Origin of the sequence: Pseudomonas sp. FSL R10-2189 (assembly GCF_009600325.1) — a bacterium.
Lineage (GTDB): Bacteria > Pseudomonadota > Gammaproteobacteria > Pseudomonadales > Pseudomonadaceae > Aquipseudomonas > Aquipseudomonas helleri.
Genome location: NZ_WIVZ01000043.1, coordinates 1 through 21,506, shown reverse-complemented (window position 1 = coordinate 21,506; position 21,506 = coordinate 1). Strand labels below are relative to the sequence as shown.

The following is a 21,506-nucleotide window of genomic DNA, read 5'->3' as shown; positions in this document are numbered from 1 at the left end:
GTTCGACCTGACGGGGTCCTGAAGATTGATTACATTTCTGTAAGCTTGTCCGAAGCATCTCGGTGTGAAGGCCTGCCGGATCATTTAAGGCTGGAAAATCACTGCTTCTGAATGCTCACGATTTTCGCGACGCTTCCCTCCATACGGAATGCAAATTCCACCTTGTCTCCTACGTTCAAGCCGTTCAGCCGTGCAGGTTCCGCTTGGAAACCCATGGTCATCGCCGGCCATTTGAGCTCTGCTACTGGGCCGTGGGCCAAGGTGATTTTTCCGCTTTGCGGATCCAGCGCCTTAATTGTCCCTTCAGCATGCGCAGTGGATGCCGCCTGGGTGCCTTGGCCACCCTCGGCGGAAGCTGGCATGTTCTTCATGTCCATACCATCCATGTCCTGGGCATGCACACTGGCGGCGAAAACTGTGACCAGGCCTGCGATGACGAATAGCTTTTTCATTGGATTACTCCTGAAAAGTGAGGGGTTGTTACAGCGAGTTCGCGGCGACGGACCAGCCAGTACGCCGCAGGTATTACAAACAGGGAGAGCAATGGAGCGGTCAGCATCCCGCCCACCATGGGCACCGCGATGCGACTCATGACCTCGCTGCCGGTACCGCTGCTCCAGAGGATGGGCAGCAGGCCTGCAACGATGACCGCCACAGTCATTGCCTTGGGTCTGATGCGCTGCACCGCGCCCTCACGGATTGCATCGAGCAGCGCTGCGCGTGTGGTTTCGCATTCGGCCTGACGCTCAGCCCAAGCGTTATTCAGGTAAATGAGCATGATCACCCCGAACTCCGCCGCTACGCCGGCCAGGGCAATGAAACCTACGCCTGTGGCCACCGACAGGTTGTAGCCCAGCAGATACAGCAGCCAAACGCCTCCGGTTAGGGCAAAAGGTAAGGTGCCCATGATGAGCATTGCTTCACCGAAGCGCCCAAATGTCAGGTAAAGCAGCACGAAGATAATGGCCAAGGTGGCCGGCACCACCCAGGCCAGGCGGGCGTTCGCCCGCTCCAGGTATTCGAACTGACCGGAGTAGCTCAAGCTCATGCCCGGATCGAGCTTTACCTCGCTGTCGATAGATTGACGTAGGTCTGCGACAACAGACGATAGGTCTCGGCCGCGCACATCGATGTACACCCAACCTGAGGGGCGAGCATTCTCGCTCTTGAGCATTGGCGGGCCATCGGCAATACGTATGCGGGCCACGGTGCCGAGCGTGAGCTGGCCGCCCTGCGAGGTGTAGATCGGAAGCTGACGCAACGCCTCCACGGAATCACGCCATTCGCGTGGATAGCGCACGCTGATGGGATAACGAGCTAACCCTTCAACCGTTTCCCCAATGGTTTCGCCACCTATTGCACCGGCAACAATAGCCTGAACGTCGGTGATGTTCAGGCCATAACGGGCAGCGGCATGGCGGTCGATGTCCAGATCTATGTAGCGGCCGCCAGTCAAACGCTCTGCCAGGGCCGAAGTCACTCCAGGCACCTTTTTCGCTGCCCGCTCCACAGCAAGGGTAGCCCGGTCTATCTGGTTCAGATCGCTGCCGGCAACCTTGACGCCGATTGGACTCTTGATGCCGGTGGCCAGCATGTCAATCCGGTTGCGGATAGGCGGAATCCAGATGTTGGTGAGCCCGGGCACACGCACGATACGGTCAAGCTCTTCGATGAGCTTCTCCGTGGTCATACCGGTACGCCATTCACTCTTGGGCTTGAGCCGCACGGTGGTCTCGAACATCTCCAGAGGTGCAGGGTCGGTGGCCGACTCGGCGCGGCCGGCCTTACCAAAAACACTGGCTACCTCGGGGACGGTACGAATCAAGCGATCCGTTCGCTGCAACAGCTCTGAAGCTTTCTGCGCCGAGAGCCCAGGCAAGGCTGAAGGCATGTAGAGCAGATCACCTTCATCAAGGGGGGGAAGAAACTCGCCGCCGAGATGGTTCAAGGGCCACAGACTGCTGAGCAGGATAAGCGCTGCTCCAGCGAGGGTCACCAGAGGCCGGCGCAGGACGACCTCCAATGCCGGACGGTATAGCCGGATGAGCACCCTGTTGAGCGGGTTGCGCTGTTCCGCTGGCAGTGGCCCTCTGATCCAGTACCCCATCAGCACCGGTATCAGGGTCACCGATAACGCAGCCGCCGCTGCCATTGCGTATGTCTTGGTAAAGGCCAGGGGGGCAAAGAGGCGGCCCTCTTGGGCTTGCAGTGTGAACACCGGGATGAACGAGAGCGTGATGATCATGAGGCTGAAGAACAGCGCAGGACCAACCTCCACGGCTGCCTCCGTCATAACCTTCCAATGCGCTTCGCCCCGCAAAAGTTGACTAGGGTGCCGGGAATTCCAGGCCTCAACTCGTTTGTGGGCGTTCTCGATCATGACCACGGCAGCGTCCACCATTGCACCGATGGCTATAGCGATTCCGCCAAGGGACATGATGTTGGCGTTGATGCCCTGATGACGCATGACGATCAGCGCAATCAGAATTCCCACGGGCAGCGACACGATGGCAACCAGCGACGAGCGCAGGTGCCAGAGAAACGCTGCGCATACCAACGCCACTACCACAAACTCCTCGACAAGTTTGTGACTGAGATTCTCCACAGCACGGTCGATCAGCTGGCTGCGGTCGTAGACGGTGACAAGCTCCACCCCGGTAGGTAGGCCTTTCTTCAAGGTTTCGAGCTTGGCCTTAACGTGCGCGATGGCCTCACGAGCATTCTTGCCGCTGCGCAGGATAACCACTCCACCTACGGCCTCACCGAGGCCGTCCAGCTCGCCTATGCCTCTGCGGGCTTCCGGACCTATCTGCACCGTAGCGACATCGCCTAACTTCACCGGCACGCCCTTGGCAGCCAGTCGCAGTGGGATCGCTCTGAAATCGTCCAACGATGTTAAGTAGCCCGCCGCACGAACCATGAATTCTGCTTCGCCTTGCTCCAGCACACCGCCACCGGTCTCCTGGTTGGCCTTGCCTATAGCCTCCACCACTTCAGCTTGGGTGATACCGAGGCTGGCCATGCGAAGCGGATCGAGGACGACTTGGTACTGCTTGATCATACCGCCGATGGTGGCCACCTCAGCGACATCCGGCAGGGTCTTGAGCTCATAGCGCAGGAACCAGTCCTGCAGGCTGCGCAGTTGCGACAGGTCATGGCCGCCATTGCGATCAACCAGCGCATACTGATAAATCCAGCCCACTCCGGTGGCGTCCGGTCCCAATACCGGCTTGGCTGCCGCAGGTAATCGCGATTGCGCCTGGCTCAGATACTCAAGAACCCGAGAGCGCGCCCAATACAGATCGGTGCCATCCTCGAACAGCACGTAGACGAAGCTGTCACCGAATGCGGAGAAGCCACGTACTGTTTTGGCTCCCGGAACCGAAAGCATGGTGGTGGTCAGCGGATAGGTCACCTGATTCTCAACGATCTGAGGTGCCTGTCCTGGGTAGGACGTGCGGATGATCACCTGTACATCCGACAGGTCGGGCAAGGCGTCGATTGGCAGGCTCCTCACCGAGACGAATCCCCATGCCACCAGAAACAGCGTGGCGAGAAGCACCAGCACGCGGTTGCCTACCGACCAGCGAATCAGTTTGGCAATCATGGTTGGCCCTCCAACACTTTGATCTGCTCAACCACCATGCCCTCGTCTCGTTCGCGTATGCCAAAGCGAATCTGCGCACCGACCTTGAGGCCATCAAGGAGCGACTGATCAGCCACCGGAAAGGTCATGGTCATCCCAGGCATGCCCAGGGTGAGGAAGGGACCATGGGCAACGGTGAGCTGGGCTCCGTCTATCTGCACGATACGGCCGTTCGCTTCATGGAGGGCGGGCCCCGCTTTGGGCTGAGCATCCTGCGCCGTCGCCGCTTCGATGCCTTTCAAATTAGCTTCGGAGTCCAGCAGGAATTGCCCGGATGCGACGATGCGCTGACCTGCCTGAAGGCCCTGCAACACCGCAACTTGCCCCTTGCTCTCCTGACCCAACACGACTTCCACCGGTCGGAAGCGACCATCGTCTTCAGCCAGCATCACCAGATCCCGCTTGCCGGTGCGTATGACCGCCTCGGCAGGCACCAAGAGACTCTCCTCGGCGGACACGCTGGGATGGAGAGCCACCTGTGCGGTCATTCCAGGACGAAGCCGTCCATCCGGGTTGGGCAACTCGATACGCAGGCGCAAAGTACGGCTTTGCAAGTCGGCATCGGCCAACAGCGCAGTCAGCTTGCCCGGTACGGGATCACCTGGAAACGCTGGCAATTGCGCCTGTACAGGCTGGCCTTCGTGGAGACCTTGAGCCTGGGCTTCTGGCACGGCGGCTTCCAGCCAGACGTTGGCCACTCCGTTGATCCTTGCCAAGGTAGCCCCCGGCGTCAGCGTCATGCCGGGTCGTAGATCGAGAACCTGGATTACACCGGCAGTAGGCGCAGAAAGTGTGACCGAGAGCTGCACCTTCCCAGTACTCGCGACCCGGTTGATCAGGTCGACCGGCATGCCGGAGAGCACGAGCCGCTGTCGCGCCGCCGCCGTCAGCTGAGCGTCGCCGGAATGTCGCAACGCCAGATATTCTTCCTGCAAACCAGCCCACTCCGGGGTCAGCACATCGGCTAGAGGAGCCCCTTTGACAACTATGTCCCCCGTCGCTCGGCCATATGCGCGTTCGACGTAACCGCCAGTACGGGCCTGCAATACGCTGAAGTCGCGTTCGTCGAACGCCAGAACGCCGCTCACGCTCAGGGATCGTTCAAGCCGGCCAGCCGTCACCGTTGCCAATCGAATCCCGAGATTTTGCTGGAGCCCAGCCGAGACCTGAACCGCGAGCTGCCCCTTGTCATTCGCGTCGTCTGAATACTTGGGCACGAGCGGCATATCCATGAATGGCGATTTACCGGGTGCCGGGAAATGCTGCTGGGGATACATCGGGTCGTACCAGTACAGCGCTTTTTGCTCACCATCTGGCTGAGATGGGGTAACCGTGCCACGTCCACCCAGCCAGAAGCCCGCACCTATCCCAATAGCAAGGGCAGCAGCCACAACCAAACCAACCGACCTACCCCTCATGCCTGCACCTCTCCATATACGAAATGCAGACGCGCTTCGGTATGAGTCAGCAGGTTGCTGACCGGCGTTCTCAACTCGTGAGCGATATCGGCAGAGAAGTTGGACAACCGAACGAATGTATCCTCCAACCGTCCCAGCATCCCGTTGAAAGACAGGATGAGTTCCTGAAGCTCAAGCGGTACGGGCTCCAGTGGAATGCGCTCGCGGAGAGATTTTGCCGACATCCCGGTGGCCACTTTGGTGATTTGCCTGACAGGCCGGAGTCCGCTTTTGGCCACGACCCAGCCCAAGCCTGCGCTCACAATCGCGCTGATCACCAAGCCGATGCCGAACCACCATTGCAGGGTGACAAAGAAATGCGCGTGAGTGGTGACATCGAGCATCAGCACGGCCGTTACCGGTTCCGGCTCGCCCGCGATAGTCAACTGGGCGGTGATACCGCGGAAGTTCTGCGCTTCATCCTGCCATTCCCAAACCGCACCCTGGCGCGCCTGCTCGAACCGCTGAGGGATTTGGGAGGCTTTGGAGTCTGAAAAAAGGACCGTGCCGTCAGCCTTGGTGATTTTCGCCGAAAGATCCTGATGTGCGCCGAGCAATGCCCGCAGTTGCTGCTCCTGATCGTCGAGCTCGCCTCGCGCTGCTGAAATGGAAAGGACATGACGCGTTGACTCCAGCTTTTCGGCAAGCGCCTGCTCATCCAGCATCCGGAAATGGTGCTGGCTGAGCCCGTAGAAAGCCACGCCGGCAACGACCAAGACAGCAGTCACCGCGAACATGAACATTAGTGTCAGTCGCTTGACGAGGGATGATTGCGGGCGCATCACTCGGGCACATCCATCATGTAGCCCATGCCTCGGGCGGTGTGGATGAGCTTTGGCGCGAAGTCGTCATCAATCTTGGCCCGCAGTCGGCGAATCGCGACCTCGATCACGTTGGTGTCACTGTCGAAGTTCATGTCCCAGACCTGAGAAGCGATCAGCGACTTGGGGAGCACCTCGCCGCGTCGGCGCATGAGCAGCTCCAACAGGGAAAACTCCTTGGCAGTAAGGTCGATACGCTTACCGTTTCGCGTAGCCCGGCGCTTGAGCAGGTCCACTTCAAGGTCTGCCATTTTCATGGTGGTTTGAGCAGAACCACCGTTGCCTCTGCGCAGCAACGTGCGAACCCGAGCCAGCAGCTCCGAGAATGCAAAGGGCTTCACTAGGTAATCATCAGCGCCCAGCTCCAAACCTTTCACGCGATCGTCTACGCCATCACGGGCCGTCAAGAAAAGGACCGGCACATCCTTACCCGCTGCGCGTATCTTGCGCAGAACCTCCCAGCCATCGAGCCCCGGCATCATCACATCGAGAATCAGCAAGTCATAGGCTTCGCTCTGCGCGTGTTGCAGGGCATCAGTGCCTGTCATCACCCGGTCAACGGTGAAGCCAGCTTCTGTCAGGCCTTGCTGGAGGTAGACACCGGTTTTCGGCTCATCTTCGGCTACGAGTAATTTCATCTGCTCTCATCCACGCGGGGTGCATCTCCAGTTTGCAGGAAAAAAGACGCCCAACCAGAAGCTGACGGAAAAGTAATGTCGAGATCAGTTTTCTGACAGCACCGCGAGGCTAACTTGACCACGTACCTGACGCCATGAGGCGCAGAACCATTGAGGATCTCCAGATGAACATGGTCAAAGCAATTGTGTTGGTCGTTACCTTCGGCACGGCAGGCATTGCCCTGGCAGAGGGCGGCGCGGACCGGACCTTTGCGCGGATGGAAGCGGCTCGCCAAAGTTCCATGCAGGGCTACCAGGTTGCGCAGGAGAAGAGAGAGCAGGCGCCAGTCGCCGCCCAGTCCAGCAAGCACGCGGGCCACGAAAGCTGCTGATCCGAGCTTACAGAAATGTAATCACCCCGGAATCTGAACTATGGCAGTTTCAGACTACGGCCTCTCATCAGCCTCGCGCAGTGGCGAAAGTCTACGAGACTGGTGAGAGCACCAATGAACCCAAGGGCTGCGCCATCGAGCAGCCTGGATATCAGCGATCTACCTGACTGGACGCAACGGCATGCAAAGCAAAACCACGAGACGATCTTTCGTCAAAGGCCTGGCCGCTACCGGACTTCTGGGTGGGCTCGGCATGTGGCGCGCGCCGGTCTGGGCCGTGACCAGCCCTGGCCAACCGAACGTGCTCAGCGGCACGGACTTCGATCTGTATATCGGTGAACTGCCCGTCAACATCACGGGTGCAGCTCGTACGGCCATGGCCATCAACGGCTCCGTGCCAGGGCCAATCCTGCGATGGCGCGAAGGCGACACCGTGACGCTGCGCGTACGCAACCGGCTGAAACAGGACACCTCCATTCACTGGCACGGCATCATCCTGCCCGCCAACATGGACGGTGTGCCGGGCTTGAGCTTCCACGGCATCGCTCCCGATGGCATGTACGAATACAAGTTCAAGGTCCACCAGAACGGCACTTACTGGTATCACAGTCACTCAGGCTTCCAAGAACAGTCCGGGGTCTATGGGGCTTTGGTGATCGATGCCAAAGATCCGGAGCCGTTTGTATATGACCGTGATTACGTCGTCATGCTCAGCGATTGGACGGATGAAGACCCGGCGCAGGTGCTCTCCAAACTCAAGAAGCAATCTGACTACTACAACTTCCACAAGCGCACAATTGGCGACTTCGTTGACGATGTGAGCGAGAAAGGCTGGTCGGCCGCTGTAGCGGATCGGAAGATGTGGGCTGAAATGAAGATGAGCCCCACCGACCTCGCTGATGTGAGCGGGTATACCTACACCTACCTCATGAACGGCCAGGCTCCGAACGGCAACTGGACGGGAATCTTCAAGCCCGGCGAGAAAATCCGCCTGCGCTTTATCAACGGCTCGGCCATGACCTATTTCGATGTCCGGATTCCTGGGCTCAAGATGACGGTTGTGGCTGCCGACGGCCAGTACGTCAAACCCGTATCGGTCGATGAGTTCCGGATCGCCGTTGCGGAAACCTACGATGTCATCGTCGAACCTGAAAACGAGCAGGCCTATACGATCTTCGCGCAGTCCATGGACCGTACCGGGTACTCCCGAGGCACCCTGGCAGTTCGTGAAGGCTTGCAAGCGCCCGTGCCGGAGGTAGATCCGCGCCCGATCATCGCCATGAGCGACATGGGCATGGACCACGGCAGCATGGGCGGAATGGATCACGGCAGCATGGCTGGCATGGACCAAGGCAACATGGCCGGCATGGACCACAGCAAGATGGCTGGGATGGACCACGGCAGCATGGCCGGCATGGACCACAGCAAGATGGCTGGAATGGACCATGGCAGCATGGCCGGCATGGACCACAGCAAGATGGCTGGGATGGACCACGGCAATATGGCCGGCATGGATCACAGCAAGATGGCTGGGATGGGTCATGAGGGCATGGCCGGCATGAGCGGGGCAATGCAGAGCCATCCGGCTTCCGAGACCAACAACCCGTTGGTCGATATGCAGACCATGTCGCCGACCCCGAAGCTGAACGATCCGGGAATTGGCCTGCGCAACAACGGGCGCCGAGTGCTGACCTACGCCGATTTGCGGAGCACCTTCATCGATCCCGATGGTCGAGAGCCTGGACGCACAATCGAACTGCACCTTACCGGCCACATGGAGAAGTTCGCGTGGTCGTTCGACGGTATCAAATTCTCCGACGCTGAACCGCTGCGGTTGAAATATGGCGAGCGTCTTCGCATCACCTTGGTCAACGACACCATGATGACTCACCCCATCCACCTCCACGGTATGTGGAGTGATCTGGAGGACGAGAATGGCAACTTCATGGTTCGCAAGCACACCATCGACATGCCACCTGGCTCAAAACGAAGCTATCGCGTCACCGCAGACGCCTTGGGACGTTGGGCCTATCACTGTCACCTACTGTTCCACATGGAAATGGGCATGTTCCGAGAAGTCCGTGTGGACGAATGAACCGGAGATCTGAGATGAGCAAACCAATGAAACGAAGCGCCTTTTTCCTTTCTGCTGCGATGGTAGGCATGCTGGCTGTTTATGCCCCGTCGTCGTGGTCCAGCGACAACCATGATCAGCACTCACAGAAATCCACCGAGGCAGGCAAAGCCAAAGGCTCGCAGGACAAGCAGGGCCAGGGGATGAACCATGAAGGCATGGAGCATGGTTCCATGGAAGGTATGGACCACGGCTCGATGAAGGGGATGGACCATGGCTCGATGGAAGGCATGGACCACGACAAAATGATGGAATCGCATGGCAGCGACAAAACTAAGGCAGGGAAAGATGGCCAATAGCTTTGGGCGGCCTTCGCTGCTGGCCCTGACTGTTTCAATCGGCATGCTGGGCGTAACGCCCAGCTTCGCCGCTGAAGAAATGGATCACTCGGGCATGGATCATTCGAAAATGGGGCACGGTTCCATGCAAATGGATGCTGCTCCGTCCGAATCGATGCCGGCGATGGATCACAGCAAGATGGGGGTTAGCAAACATCAGAAACAGACTGCCCCTGTTGATCACAGCCAGATGGGGCATGCTCAAAGCCAGAGCAAATCCAGCCCGGTGGACCATAGCAAGATGGACCATGGAACCATGAAGGGCATGGATCACGGTTCGATGAAGGGCATGGACCATTCCCAGATGAATCATGGTTCAGCGACTTCTCCAACCACAACTAGCCGCACGCCGATTCCAGTGCTCACTGATGCCGACCGTGAGGCAGCCTTTCCGCCTTTGGGTGGCCACCAGGTGCACGACAGCGGAATCAACAGTTTCTTCCTGTTGGACCAGCTCGAATACCAGGACGCCGATGAGGGCAGCACCCTGGCCTGGGACGCTTCAGGCTGGGTAGGCGGTGACATTAATCGACTCTGGGTTCGTTCGGAAGGCGAGCGCACCAATGGGGTAACCGAAGACGCCGAGCTGCAATTGCTTTACGGCCGCTCGGTCAGTCCATGGTGGGATGTGGTCGCCGGGGTCCGTCAGGATTTCAAACCGGAATCCCCACAGACCTGGGCAGCCTTTGGTATTCAGGGCATGGCCTTGTATGACTTCGAGGCCGAAGCCACGGCGTTCATAGGCGAGAACGGCCAGACTGCTGCGCGTCTTGAGGGCGAATACGACATCCTGCTGACCAATCGCTTGATTTTGCAGCCCACGGCCGAGGCGAACTTCTATGGCAAGAACGATCCTGAGCGCGGTGTTGGCTCGGGTCTGGCCAATACCGAAGTCGGCCTGCGTCTACGGTATGAAATTGTCCGCCAGTTTGCTCCATACATAGGCGTTACCTGGAGCCGCTCCTACGGCAACACCGCTGACTTCATCCGAGACGAGGGTGGAGATGTTAATGAGGCACGCTTCGTTGCCGGTATCAGGATGTGGTTCTGAGAATTTCAACATGAAAAGAACAATTACAACGCTGCTCGTGGCCGGTACTTTCGGAAGTGCTGCTGTATTGGGCACGGCGTATTTCGGCTTGGTGAATGTCGGCGCCGATGATCCTCACTTTCCGGCTGTCCATTCGTTTCTCGCCATGGCTCGCGACCGGTCGATTGAGGTTCGAGCGCGAGACATTGAAGTGCCTGACCTAAAGAATGCCGCGTTGATCAAGGCAGGAGCAGGCAACTACAACGCCATGTGCATTGGGTGCCACCTCGCCCCAGGCGTTGGGCAGACTGAACTAAGCCAAGCGCTATACCCGTCGCCACCTGACCTCACCAAGGTCGGTGTCGGAGGCGATCCGGCCGCCGCATTCTGGACGATCAAACACGGTATCAAAGCCACCGGCATGCCCGCTTGGGGCAAGAGCATGGGTGATGAGTACATCTGGGGAATCGTCGCGTTCCTGAACCAACTGCCCCAAATCAATCCTGAGCAGTACAAGGCTCTAGTGGCCACGAGCGGTGGCCACAAGCACGGCGGCGGTGAAAGCGATATGCACAACCATGAGGGCCAGCACGGCGTAAGCAGTCGTGCCGAGCATGGTGATCACGACGAAGCGGCAGACGACGATCATGCCCAGGCAGCTCACGACCACGGAACTGCACCCGCAGGCTCCGCCCAAGCGGCAGATCATCACGGTGACCACAATGCGGCCGAGGCCCATTCGGATCCCCACCCGGCATCGTCGCCTAAGACGCATGTTCACAAAGACGGTAAGGAGCACACTCATGCCAACTAACCGGGTCTTCGTTCGGCTAGCTGCTATCGCTGGGCTTCTGGTGACCTCGGCGGCCTACGCTGCCGAGCCATTGTCCATCAACGTTCACCGAGACGCGAACTGCGGTTGCTGCAAGAAGTGGATCGCGCACCTGGAAGCTAATGGTTTCAAAGTGATCGACCATGTTGAGACGGACATGAGCGCAGTGAAACAGAAGGTGGGCGTAGCGCCACGGTTAGCGTCCTGCCACACAGCAGTGATCGACGGAAAGTTTGTCGAAGGTCACGTGCCAGCTGAGCAGATTCGAGAGCTCAGGGGGCGGAACGATCTGGCCGGGATCGCCGTACCAGGAATGCCAGCTGGATCCCCAGGCATGGAGGTTGATGGCGTAAGCCATACCTACCAAGTCATTGGTTTAACCAAAAGCGGCGAGGACCAAGTAGTCGCCAACTATCCGGCCAAATAACACATCGACCAGAAGGACGGCAGTAGGCTGACTGCCGTCCCATGTGCTCCGGCTAGAAAGCTTCATCTGCTCAACACGACGATACAGTGGGCCTGTAAAAGATAGCTAATCAGATTCACGGCGCTCGCGTACTGGTTTGAGTACGATATCGCCGTTGATGAGCTCCATGGAGAGTATGTAGCCCGTCGTAAGCCCGAGCTCGCGCAGAATATTGTCGGGTAATTCCACAATCACATCGCCGGAGCCGTCGCCGGGATCAGGCACTTTACCGTGCTGCGCACTGATTCAGTCATTAGGCTCTCCTGTCTGAGCTACCAATCCTCATCGTACTCCACGAGTCATGTAAGCCGGTCACCAGGCGATCAATCGCCGGAATTGACGCTTCAACCCGGCTTTTTATCAGCGTAAGTCCTGTCCGCTCGCTCAGTGCTCAGTTCTGGCCCCGGCAACCGACTCCAGCGGTCCGGTATTCAAGGATTTTCACGTCTCCGTTGGAATCCTCGTAGTTCATCTGTGCCGGCATCACGTCACAGCTCGCCGTGGTCGATGTCATGCTGATTACCCTCGCCACGTCGGGCCGCATCCCGTAGCGATAATGGATCACCTCCGGTGGCTTCTTACCATTGGCGGCTGCATAAGCTCGCATAGCTTGCTCATTGGCCTGAATCATTTTCCCGTATAGACGGTCGGATCCTCCTTCGGCGAGTGCGGCTGAGGAGGCCACTATGGCCAGGATGGCGGTGATACTTTTGATGACTTTCATTTCAATCACTCCACTAGACGTGACTGAAGATTAAGGTTTGGTCGCTGTCAATTGAGTGATACGGGGATTACAAGGTTGTAAGTCCCGCTTGCAGAAGAAGGTAGCGTTGCGGCTTCACCGCATACCCGTTCCCCCTCAGGCAAACTATTGGTAGACACCCAAGAGTAGACGCTCAAGATAGTCCACTACTAGGCTGAACCCGAGCGACGTGTCGAGCATCTCGAATGGAACAAAACCCATCAAATGACCGCACGGCCGACAAAGCCACTGCTCCGCGAGCATCTGAGAGCCTAATACCTTCGATGCTATCTCCGGTCCTTTCGCATATTGGAACGCCACCGCGCTCTGCTGGGCATCCAGGCGATGGGCCTGAACGGGTTGGCTCAGAGCCGTCTCTGTTGGTTGGCTGAGATCTATTGCACGGTTTGCCCGGGCCCAGGCGCAAAAATTTCGAACCTATGGAGGCAACGGGCGTAATAAAAAATGCCAGGCACTGCCTGGCATTTACGAAATCTCTAATTGTACTGTTCAAATCATTTACTACTTGTTGTTGATGCATTGCGAATACATCGAGTAACGAACAGTCTTCAGCGTGCCCTGGGAGTTCTCGAAGGTCATCAACCGTGGGTAGACCTGGCAGGTACGGGGGTCCTGCGACTGACGTACGAACTTAGCAACGTCGATCTTCATGCCATATTTGTAATCCTGAATCTCTGGCATTGGCTTGCCATTTTTCTCCGCGTACTTGGCCACTGCGGTCTGGTGTTCCTTGGTGTATTGCAGCTGCTTGCTCTCGGAGAAAGTGTTGGCCTGCGAAGCCACCGAGAAAACAACAAGTGCAGCAGCGATAATTAGCTTTTTCATAAAACCCTCTAAATTTCAAAACTTCTCGGGCATAACCTTAGCAATGCATAGGCATCACCGGCATGACGAGAAACTTACAATTTTGAAAGGTAAGTGCATCTACTTCACTTTAATCGAGTAGGAGGCGGGTTCACGCCCGCCGTCCTCTCACACCACCGTGCGTACGCTTCCGTACACGGCGGTTCAGGTTATGCGACTAAGCCGGTTGATCGTATCCAGTATCGAGACAAGCCCAAGGCGTCCCATAGTTTCTTCGGCAGCGCCTGATTCATATGTGGTGCACCCGAGTTCCACCATGGCCGCCTTCCATTGGAGGTCGATTTACAGGCACGCTCTGCACCCAGCCCCAGCCGTATCAGGTTGCGAGCCCTCGTCGAAGGCTGCTTCCATTGTCGCCAGATGACACAGCGCAGTTTGTGCCTGAGCCACGTGTTGTGGGCTTCTCTTTAGCGGAGGCTGTTAGCTAACCACTTCGGCCTCGTCGCCGTCTTCATCCTTGCGGTGTGCCCAGTGATACAGGGCAGGCAATACCAGCAAGGTCAGTGCGGTGGAGGACAGGATCCCGCCAATTACCACCGTTGCCAATGGACGCTGAACTTCTGCACCGGTACCGGTGGCCAAGGCCATCGGGATGAAGCCCAGGGACGCTACCAAAGCTGTCATCAAAACAGGTCGCAGACGGGTCAATGCGCCTTCATCGACTGCCTGCCTGAGCGTCCGCCCCTCCTCTCTTAGCCCGCGGATGAAGGCAATCATCACCAGGCCGTTCAGGACTGCAACGCCGGACAGTGCAATGAAGCCGACACCTGCCGAGATCGACAGTGGGATGTCCCGTAGCCACAGCGCCACAACACCACCGGTAAGTGCGAATGGAATACCAGTGAAGACCAGCATGCCGTCTTTCAGGTTGTTGAACATCAGGAACAACAAGGTCATGACCAGTAGCAAGGCGACTGGAACAACGATCTGCAGGCGTTTGGCTGCCGACTGCAGCTGCTCGAACTGGCCACCCCAAGTCGTCCAGTAGCCTGCAGGAACTTGCACTTTCTTATCCAGCGAAGCGGTCGCCTCCTCAACGAAGGAGCCCAGGTCACGGCCTCGAACGTTGGCGCTGACGATTACCAGGCGTTTGCCGTTCTCGCGGCTGATTTGGTTCGGGCCCAGTTGCAGGTCCAGATTAGCGACCTGCGACAGCGGGATGAAGCCGATTTGATTGGCACCCTGAGCCGCATTAGCGGGTACCGGGATCAGCAAACTGGACATACCCGCTACGTCGGTACGAACGGTCTCAGGCAGGCGCACTACCATGTCGAACCGGCGGTCGCCCTCATACAGCGTGCCGGCCTGGCGGCCACCCACGGCGATAGCGATCGAATTCTGAACATCCGCGATATTCAGACCGTAGCGTGCTGCTTTTTCGCGATCGATGTTGATAGTCAGCACCGGCAGACCGGATGTCTGTTCAACTTTCACTTCCGACGAGCCCGGTACCGCTCGTAGAGCTGCCGCGATCTTGTTGGCGGTGTTGTTAAGCACGTCCATGTCATCGCCGAAGACCTTCACCGCGACGTCACTACGTACGCCCGAAATCAGCTCGTTGAAACGCAACTGGATTGGCTGTGACAACTCATAGTTGCTTCCTGGAACACCTGCCGCGGCCTTCTGCACCTCAGCAATCAGCTCATCGCGTGGCTTCTTGGGGTTAGGCCACTGATCCTGAGGCTTGAGCATGATGTAGGCGTCAGAGGCGTTTGGCGGCATCGGGTCAGATGCAATTTCTGCGGTACCCGAGCGTGCGAACATCCGCTCAACTTCAGGCACCTCCGCTATCACCGCTTTCTCCAGACGCTGCTGCATCTCGACGGACTGAGTGAGGCTCGTTCCAGGCACACGCATGGCCTGAAGCGCAAAGTCGCCCTCACTGAGGCTTGGGATGAACTCGCTACCCATACGACTTGCCAGTACGCCGCTGAGCACGACCAAAGCTACTGCGGCCGAGAAAGCGATGTTCCGGTGTCCCAGCACCCATTGCAGAACCGGCTCATAGCGCAGTCGAGCTGTGCGCATGACCACGCCTTCCTCTTCCTTCACCTTGCCAGTGACGAACATGGCAATAGCTGCAGGAACAAAAGTAACGGACAGGATCATTGCACCCAGCAGCGCCATCACAACGGTGAAGGCCATCGGGTGGAACATTTTGCCTTCGACGCCGGTGAGGGCGAAGATCGGCAGGTACACCACCATGATGATCAGCTGGCCGAAGATCAGCGGCCGACGAGCTTCTCGCGCCGCGGCAAAGACCTCGTGGAAGCGTTCGGTTTTGGTAAGCATGCGGCCATGCTTATGTTGCGCATGAGCCAGTCGACGGATCGCGTTTTCTACAATAACCACGGCACCGTCGACGATGATGCCGAAGTCGAGTGCCCCCAAACTCATTAAGTTGGCACTGACCTTGTTGTTGAACATGCCTGTGAAGGTGAACAGCATGGACAGCGGAATCACCATCGCGGTGATCAAAGCCGCACGGATGTTGCCGAGGAACAGGAACAGAATGGCGATAACCAGGATCGCGCCTTCCACCAGGTTCTTTTTCACCGTCGCGATGGCTTTTTCAACCAGGTTGGTACGGTCGTAAACAGTCACAGCCACCACGCCCTTTGGCAGGGTGCGGTTGATGTCCGCCAATTTGGCGGCGACAGCTTGAGATACGGTGCGGCTGTTTTCACCAATCAGCATGAACACGGTACCGAGCACGACTTCGCGGCCGTTCTCAGTAGCAGCACCTGTACGGAGCTCTTTACCGATGCTGACGTCAGCTACGCTGCTGATGCGAATCGGTGCACCATCCACACTGGTGATCACGATGTTGGCGATGTCTTCGATATTGCCTACCTGACCCGGTGCACGGATGAGCAACTGTTCACCATTACGCTCGATGTAGCCGGCGCCGACGTTGGCGTTGTTACTTTCCAACGCAGCAACCAGGTCATTGAGTGTCAGCTTGTAGGTAGCCAGGCGCTTTGGATCCGGCGCAACCAGGAACTGCTTGGCATAACCGCCGATGGTATTGATCTCGGCCACACCCGGGACGTTACGCAGCTGAGGCTTGATGATCCAGTCCTGGATCACGCGCAGGTCGGTCGGGGTGTACGGCGTACCGTCCTCTTTGACCGCGCCATCTTCGGCTTCAACAGTCCATAGGAAGATCTCGCCGAGGCCGGTAGATACCGGACCCATGACGGCCTCTACACCTTCTGGCAGCTGTTCCTTCGCAACCTGCAGCCGCTCGTTGATCAACTGGCGGGCAAAGAAGATGTCAGTGCCATCCTTGAAGATCACGGTGACCTGAGACAGGCCAGAGCGAGACAGGGAACGGGTCTGCTGAAGGCCCGGGAGACCGGCCATTGCCGTTTCAACTGGAAACGTGATCCGTTGTTCGGTTTCCAAGGGCGAGTAACCAGGCGCTGCAGTGTTGATCTGCACCTGAACGTTGGTGATATCGGGTACCGCATCGATGGGCAGCTTTTGATAGCTGTAGATACCGATACCCGCCATGATCAGAACAGCGATCATTACTACGATGCGCTGCTCGATGGCGAATCTGATGATACGTTCAAACATGAGAAATCATCCTGTCAGTTCGCATCAGTGACCGTGTTCGGCAGAAGCTTTGCCGAGCTCGGACTTGAGTGTGAAGCTGCCACTGGTTGCTACCTGGGCGCCGGCTTCAATACCGTCGATGATTTCCACGTACCCACTGTCGCGGCGACCCAGTTTTACCGGGCGGGTGTCAAAGCCATCTGGGGTGCGTACGAATACCGAAGGTTTGTCTTCAACGGTCTGCACTGCGTGCTCGGGGACCGCTACGGCAACTCGATCGGTCTGGGAAGTGACCGCAATGTTCACGAACAGGCCTGGACGCCAGGCGCCGTTGGGGTTGGTCAAGGTGACGCGGACAGTAGCTGCACGGTTTTGCTCGCCCAGCAGGCTGCCGACATAACCCACCTTCCCTTCGACCTCGACGTTCATGTCAGGCGAAGAGACTTTCACCGCACGACCAGTCGTGACCTTGCCCAGATCTGTAGGCGGGACGGCGAAGGTTGCCCAAACCTGGTTCAGGTCGGAAAGGATGAAGGCGTTGGTCGCCTCGCTTACGACTTCGCCAACGGTCAGATGTTTCTCCACTACCACGGCGTCGAAGGGAGCTCGAAGCTCGTATCGATTACCGCCAACGGAGTTAACCGAGGCACCGATAGCGCCGACCTTCTGCTTGGCGTTGGCCAAGGAGATCTCCGCTTCTTGCAACGCTTGGCGTGCTTGGAGGTAGTCTTGCTCTGCAGAGATTTTGTCCTGCCACAGCTCTTTCTCACGCTGGAAGGTCACACGCGCCAGTTCGACGCGACGCTGTGCGGCCTGTTGTTCGCTGCGCAGGTCAGAGATCTGCTGGCTGGCGATTACAGCGAGGACCTGACCCTTTTTGACCGTCTCACCCAGGTCGGCCTGGACAGCTTCAACAACGCCAGGAACACGAGGAACCACGTGGGCAGTACGGTCTTCATCGAAGCGAATTTCGCCCGGGAAGCTCACGACTGTACCCAAGTCACGCGGCGCTGCAGCTTCCAGGGCAACGCCGGCTGCCTTGATCTGTTCATCGCTGAGCGTCAGTTTGCCCTCTTCTTCACCGCCCTCTTCGCTGTGGCCTTCTTCGCCATGGCCCTCATCACCTTCCTCTTGGGCGGCAGATGAGGCTTTCTTTTCGTCGCCATGGCCATCGTTAGCGCCATGTTCGGCGGTACTGGCGGCCTGCTGTCCGGAACTATTGTTCCAGGCAAGGCTGCCAAATCCGAGGGCTGCCACAGCGGCTACCGCGAGGGCGATCTTGCGTTTGTTATCCATTGCTACTCCTGCTGATCGTAGGCACCGGCTTGTTCAAGGCTGGGTGCCGAAGAAAATGTTTGGCCCGCTCAGCGAGCGCCGGCAGTTGAGCCGACTTCGCCATAAACCCTTTCCACCTGCGCACGCGCATTGGTCGCCGCTGCCAACGATTCGAGGTATTGGCCACGAGCGACGATCAAGGTGCGCTGGGCATCCAGCACTTCGATGAAGCCGAATTTGCCCATCTCGAAGCCGCGGGTTGCGGTCTCTACGGCTTGTTGGGCTGACGGCAGAATGGTCTTGTCGTAGGACTCGACCTCCTGCATTGCGGTGGACCACTGGTTCAACGCGGTTTGGGTTTCGGTGCGCAGGCGCAGCTCCACAGCATTGCGCTGGTCTCGGGCCTGATCGGCACGTCGAGAAGCGGAAAGAATGTTGCCTTGGTTACGATCGAACAGCGGCAGAGGCATAGACAGGCCCACAGTGTTGACCCGCTCGCGCACAGAGCGGTCGTACTGGCTGCCTACGCTGACAGTAAGATTCGGGATACGCTGAGCTTTCTCTGAACCGAGCGAGGCATCGCTCTTGTCGATCTGCACCACGGCCTGGCGCATTTCTGCGGTCTGATCGAGCTTTGCCAGCAGCTCTTCAGTCTGCGGTGGCAGCCCCGGGGAGAGGGTTGGCGATTCGAGTTGATCAAATACCGTGACTGAGCTCCCGGTAATTTGCGCGAGCTGCTGGTAAGCGGTCGCCTTTTCCGTTTCGGCACGTCGAACTTGAAGCTTGGCTTCGGCCAGTTGCACCTGGGCGCGGGTGGCCTCTACTGGGGACGATTTACCTGCGCGAACACGGCCATCGACGATGCGGAGACCGCGCTCAGTCAGTTCGAGAGATTGCTTGGCCAGATCAAGGCCTGTCTGGGCCCGCAACGCGGCGTAGAAGGCTTGCACGACGTCTGCACGCAGTCCGTTCACGCGACGGTCTAACTCCAGCTGTGCGGCGGTCTGCCCGAATGTGGCGACGTCAACCCGAGCCCCCCGCTTACCGCCCAGCTCAAGGGTTTGGCTGAGCGAAACAGTTGTCTGGCTGGTGTTACGACGGGTGTCTTCCACGTCGTACGAGATTGTGGGGTTGGGGATAAGTCCGGCCTGCTTGCGAGCGCCGTCAGCGATCCCAATCTCTTGCCTGGCTGCAGCTAGATCAGGGTTGGCATCCATGGCCGTCGAAAGCGCCTGGGGCAAGCTGATGCTTTGGGCAAGGGCTGCAGGTGCCATCAATCCAGAGATGACTGCACAGAGTGCAGCGATCTTCCAGGGCGAGACGGAGGTCTTGGATAAGACATTGCGGTTATACCGGGGCACTTTGATGGTCCTCGTGCACAAACTTCGATAAAGCTTGGCGAGAACGCCGAAACAGCTGCCAAGCCCCACTTGATTAGGTGATGGCACTCTAATGAGCGGTAGCTATCAGAGGGGTGGCTGGAAAATTACAATTTCGTAATAAATCCCTGTAATGCCCGTAAATACTGCGATTCCCAACCCGGCTCTATGATTTCGTTACAAGCAACGGAGATGGCAACCACGCGGTGCGAAGGCGCCAAATAACGGGCAGATGACGAAATTGTAATTTTCCTATCACCCTCCCGTTATCTTCGGCCTGCAAATATGAGCTCGCGCTACGCTAGGCGCGCCGCCGGGTCAGAACAATTAACGACACCCGCGCAGGTAAACATAATAAAAACTGCCGTGAATCAAAGGAGCATCGGATGAAAATCAAAGTACCACTGTATTTGGCGGCAGTTTCTGCGCTGTCTGGAAGCTATGCTATTTCGGCACAAGCTGAAGACAAGCCAGAGGGCTTCATTGAAGGCAGCAGCCTTACAGTGCTGAACCGTAACTTCTATTTCAATCGTGATAACCGCGACAGCACTGCCCCTACTTACAACAGTGGCAAAGGCAATACCAATGGCTACTCCGAAGCCTGGGCGCACGCAATCATCAGCAAATTCAACTCTGGGTTTACCCAGGGTACAGTGGGCTTTGGCGTTGATGCCTTCGCCATGATCGGCCTTAAGCTCGACACCGGTGATGGGCGCAACGGCGGCCGTAGCTCCTTCGACGTGCTGCCTGTTGATAACAAGGGCGAAGCTCGCGACGAATACACCAAGGTCGGCGGCGCAGCCAAAGTTCGCTTGTTCGATACCATCGTGAAAGTGGGTGATGTCTTCCCATCGACCCCGGTCGTTGCATCGGGTGACTCGCGACTGTTGCCGGAAAGCTTTCGCGGCGTGACCGTTGAGAACACCAGCATCCAAGGCCTCACCCTGCAGGGTGGTCGTCTGCATGCGATGAGCCAACCGGTCTCTAGCAACCTTAACGACAACTTCGTGACCTTCTACGGCGGCCCAGTCAACTCGCCATGGATCGGCTACGGTGGCGGTGATTACTCGATCAACGACAACTGGACCGTGAGTGCCTATGCAAGCCAGTTGAAAGACGTCTGGAACCAGTACTACGCCGGTACCAGCTTCGCCTACCCCTTGAACGACGATCTGGCGCTGATCGGCGGCTTCAATTACTACAAAGCCGTGGATGAAGGTAAGCGACGCCTGGGCGAATTTGACAACAACATCTGGAGTGCCAAGGTCGGCGTACGTTACGGTGCTCACACCCTGGCCCTCTCGCATCAGCGCAACAACGGCGACGACGACTTCGACTACCTGCGTCAGTCGGACTCGATCTTCGTCGACAACTCCATCCAATACAGCGACTTCAACTCGCCGAAAGAGCGTTCATGGATGCTGCGCTACGACCTGAACTTCACCAGCTACGGCATTCCAGGCCTGACGTTCATGACCCGCTACGCCAGAGGCTCGGGCGCGGATTACTCGAATGCTAACCAGTTCTACATGCGCACTGACGACAACGGCAACCCGCTCGACAATCAGAAGCGCTGGGAGCGTGACGTCGAAGTCAAATACGTTGTCCAAACCGGCCCGGCAAAAGATCTGTCCTTCCGGTTGCGCCAGGCAACCACGCGTGCCACTGCTTTCGAATCGGATTTGGATGAAACTCGTGTAATCATCGAGTACCCGCTTTCGATTCTTTAATTCGCTAACGGACCAGTTATTCATTAGCTGATCCTGTTAGTAAAACGAGCATTACGAATTCACCTTGAGTGGCTTAAGTGCTCCTTTGGTAAAAGGTGGATATTTGGCGCCCTTTGGGCGCCTTTTTTTTTTGGTGCGCCCGGCAGGGCGCGCTCACTCAGGGGTGAAAGTCCCCCGCACACCCGGCAAGGGGAAGTGCTA

General features: G+C 57.7%; 17 protein-coding genes and 2 pseudogenes. 7 read left to right on the top strand and 12 right to left on the bottom strand.

Going from position 1 to position 21,506, the window contains the following annotated elements; translation table 11 throughout:
• Positions 1-98: 98 nt before the first annotated feature.
• From GHO32_RS22770 to GHO32_RS22750, 5 genes and pseudogenes are all read right to left on the bottom strand, one after another.
• The gene (locus GHO32_RS22770; protein ID WP_047279650.1) at positions 99-452 is read right to left on the bottom strand and encodes a copper-binding protein; all 354 of its coding nucleotides are present in this window, start codon (positions 450-452) and stop codon (positions 99-101) included.
• The gene (locus GHO32_RS22765; RefSeq protein WP_047279649.1) at positions 449-3,607 is read right to left on the bottom strand and encodes an efflux RND transporter permease subunit; all 3,159 of its coding nucleotides are present in this window, start codon (positions 3,605-3,607) and stop codon (positions 449-451) included. Before GHO32_RS22765 ends, GHO32_RS22770 begins: the two co-directional genes overlap by 4 nt.
• On the bottom strand, positions 3,604-5,064 hold the full coding sequence (locus tag GHO32_RS22760; protein WP_047279648.1) for an efflux RND transporter periplasmic adaptor subunit: 1,461 nt from the start codon (positions 5,062-5,064) through the stop codon (positions 3,604-3,606). The genes GHO32_RS22765 and GHO32_RS22760 overlap by 4 nt, the downstream gene beginning before the upstream one ends.
• A gap of 26 nt (positions 5,065-5,090) precedes the next feature.
• Positions 5,091-5,885: pseudogene (locus GHO32_RS22755) on the bottom strand (HAMP domain-containing protein); the annotation flags it as partial.
• Positions 5,885-6,562 carry a heavy metal response regulator transcription factor gene (locus GHO32_RS22750; RefSeq protein WP_047279645.1) on the bottom strand — a complete coding sequence of 226 codons (678 nt, stop codon included), beginning with the start codon at positions 6,560-6,562 and terminating at the stop codon, positions 5,885-5,887. The gene GHO32_RS22750 and the pseudogene GHO32_RS22755, both read right to left, overlap by 1 nt.
• Before the next feature lie 164 nt (positions 6,563-6,726).
• Between GHO32_RS22750 and GHO32_RS22745 the strand changes: the two genes are divergently transcribed.
• The 6 genes from GHO32_RS22745 (at position 6,727) to GHO32_RS22720 (ending at position 11,694) form a co-directional block, all read left to right on the top strand.
• A complete protein-coding gene (locus GHO32_RS22745) occupies positions 6,727-6,933 on the top strand; it encodes a co-regulatory protein PtrA N-terminal domain-containing protein (protein ID WP_047279644.1) in 207 nt (68 codons plus the stop codon).
• Positions 6,934-7,114: 181 nt separating this feature from the next.
• Positions 7,115-9,028 (top strand): copper resistance system multicopper oxidase, encoded by a 1,914-nt coding sequence (locus GHO32_RS22740; RefSeq protein ID WP_047281597.1) that lies wholly within the window; start codon positions 7,115-7,117, stop codon positions 9,026-9,028.
• A gap of 14 nt (positions 9,029-9,042) precedes the next feature.
• Positions 9,043-9,366: a hypothetical protein gene (locus GHO32_RS22735; RefSeq protein ID WP_153443017.1), complete on the top strand. Its 324-nt coding sequence runs from the start codon at positions 9,043-9,045 to the stop codon at positions 9,364-9,366.
• Positions 9,356-10,456 (top strand): copper resistance protein B, encoded by a 1,101-nt coding sequence (locus GHO32_RS22730; protein ID WP_047279641.1) that lies wholly within the window; start codon positions 9,356-9,358, stop codon positions 10,454-10,456. Before GHO32_RS22735 ends, GHO32_RS22730 begins: the two co-directional genes overlap by 11 nt.
• Before the next feature lie 10 nt (positions 10,457-10,466).
• The gene (locus GHO32_RS22725) at positions 10,467-11,249 is read left to right on the top strand and encodes a cytochrome c (protein ID WP_047279640.1); all 783 of its coding nucleotides are present in this window, start codon (positions 10,467-10,469) and stop codon (positions 11,247-11,249) included.
• A complete protein-coding gene (locus GHO32_RS22720; RefSeq protein WP_047279639.1) occupies positions 11,239-11,694 on the top strand; it encodes a DUF411 domain-containing protein in 456 nt (151 codons plus the stop codon). The genes GHO32_RS22725 and GHO32_RS22720 overlap by 11 nt, the downstream gene beginning before the upstream one ends.
• 430 nt (positions 11,695-12,124) lie before the next feature.
• Here the strand turns inward: GHO32_RS22720 and GHO32_RS22715 are convergent, their stop codons facing one another.
• From GHO32_RS22715 to GHO32_RS22685, 7 genes and pseudogenes are all read right to left on the bottom strand, one after another.
• Positions 12,125-12,457, bottom strand: coding sequence for a DUF2790 domain-containing protein (locus GHO32_RS22715; RefSeq protein WP_047279638.1), 333 nt, complete (start codon positions 12,455-12,457; stop codon positions 12,125-12,127).
• A 144-nt stretch (positions 12,458-12,601) separates the two neighbouring features.
• Positions 12,602-12,796: an MbcA/ParS/Xre antitoxin family protein gene (locus GHO32_RS22710; protein WP_255032616.1), complete on the bottom strand. Its 195-nt coding sequence runs from the start codon at positions 12,794-12,796 to the stop codon at positions 12,602-12,604.
• A 201-nt stretch (positions 12,797-12,997) separates the two neighbouring features.
• Positions 12,998-13,321, bottom strand: a complete 324-nt coding sequence (locus tag GHO32_RS22705; RefSeq protein ID WP_153443015.1) for a DUF2790 domain-containing protein — start codon at positions 13,319-13,321, stop codon at positions 12,998-13,000.
• A gap of 183 nt (positions 13,322-13,504) precedes the next feature.
• Positions 13,505-13,749: pseudogene (locus tag GHO32_RS26950) on the bottom strand (group II intron reverse transcriptase/maturase); the annotation flags it as partial.
• A gap of 31 nt (positions 13,750-13,780) precedes the next feature.
• A complete protein-coding gene (locus GHO32_RS22695) occupies positions 13,781-16,942 on the bottom strand; it encodes a CusA/CzcA family heavy metal efflux RND transporter (protein ID WP_047279636.1) in 3,162 nt (1,053 codons plus the stop codon).
• A gap of 24 nt (positions 16,943-16,966) precedes the next feature.
• On the bottom strand, positions 16,967-18,217 hold the full coding sequence (locus tag GHO32_RS22690; protein ID WP_047279635.1) for an efflux RND transporter periplasmic adaptor subunit: 1,251 nt from the start codon (positions 18,215-18,217) through the stop codon (positions 16,967-16,969).
• A 68-nt stretch (positions 18,218-18,285) separates the two neighbouring features.
• Positions 18,286-19,557: a TolC family protein gene (locus GHO32_RS22685; RefSeq protein ID WP_139047608.1), complete on the bottom strand. Its 1,272-nt coding sequence runs from the start codon at positions 19,555-19,557 to the stop codon at positions 18,286-18,288.
• Positions 19,558-19,961: 404 nt separating this feature from the next.
• Here GHO32_RS22685 and GHO32_RS22680 point away from each other — a divergent pair, with 404 nt between their 5' ends.
• Entirely contained in the window at positions 19,962-21,305 is a 1,344-nt protein-coding gene (locus GHO32_RS22680) for an OprD family porin (RefSeq protein WP_047279633.1), read from the top strand.
• Positions 21,306-21,506 lie beyond the last annotated feature (201 nt).

Coding starts and splice junctions, on each gene's coding strand:
- GHO32_RS22770 (WP_047279650.1), bottom strand. CDS start 452: ATGAAAAAGCTATTCGTCATCGCAGGCCTGGTCACAGTTTTCGCCGCC.
- GHO32_RS22765 (WP_047279649.1), bottom strand. CDS start 3,607: ATGATTGCCAAACTGATTCGCTGGTCGGTAGGCAACCGCGTGCTGGTG.
- GHO32_RS22760 (WP_047279648.1), bottom strand. CDS start 5,064: ATGAGGGGTAGGTCGGTTGGTTTGGTTGTGGCTGCTGCCCTTGCTATT.
- GHO32_RS22750 (WP_047279645.1), bottom strand. CDS start 6,562: ATGAAATTACTCGTAGCCGAAGATGAGCCGAAAACCGGTGTCTACCTC.
- GHO32_RS22745 (WP_047279644.1), top strand. CDS start 6,727: ATGAACATGGTCAAAGCAATTGTGTTGGTCGTTACCTTCGGCACGGCA.
- GHO32_RS22740 (WP_047281597.1), top strand. CDS start 7,115: ATGCAAAGCAAAACCACGAGACGATCTTTCGTCAAAGGCCTGGCCGCT.
- GHO32_RS22735 (WP_153443017.1), top strand. CDS start 9,043: ATGAGCAAACCAATGAAACGAAGCGCCTTTTTCCTTTCTGCTGCGATG.
- GHO32_RS22730 (WP_047279641.1), top strand. CDS start 9,356: ATGGCCAATAGCTTTGGGCGGCCTTCGCTGCTGGCCCTGACTGTTTCA.
- GHO32_RS22725 (WP_047279640.1), top strand. CDS start 10,467: ATGAAAAGAACAATTACAACGCTGCTCGTGGCCGGTACTTTCGGAAGT.
- GHO32_RS22720 (WP_047279639.1), top strand. CDS start 11,239: ATGCCAACTAACCGGGTCTTCGTTCGGCTAGCTGCTATCGCTGGGCTT.
- GHO32_RS22715 (WP_047279638.1), bottom strand. CDS start 12,457: ATGAAAGTCATCAAAAGTATCACCGCCATCCTGGCCATAGTGGCCTCC.
- GHO32_RS22705 (WP_153443015.1), bottom strand. CDS start 13,321: ATGAAAAAGCTAATTATCGCTGCTGCACTTGTTGTTTTCTCGGTGGCT.
- GHO32_RS22695 (WP_047279636.1), bottom strand. CDS start 16,942: ATGTTTGAACGTATCATCAGATTCGCCATCGAGCAGCGCATCGTAGTA.
- GHO32_RS22690 (WP_047279635.1), bottom strand. CDS start 18,217: ATGGATAACAAACGCAAGATCGCCCTCGCGGTAGCCGCTGTGGCAGCC.
- GHO32_RS22680 (WP_047279633.1), top strand. CDS start 19,962: ATGAAAATCAAAGTACCACTGTATTTGGCGGCAGTTTCTGCGCTGTCT.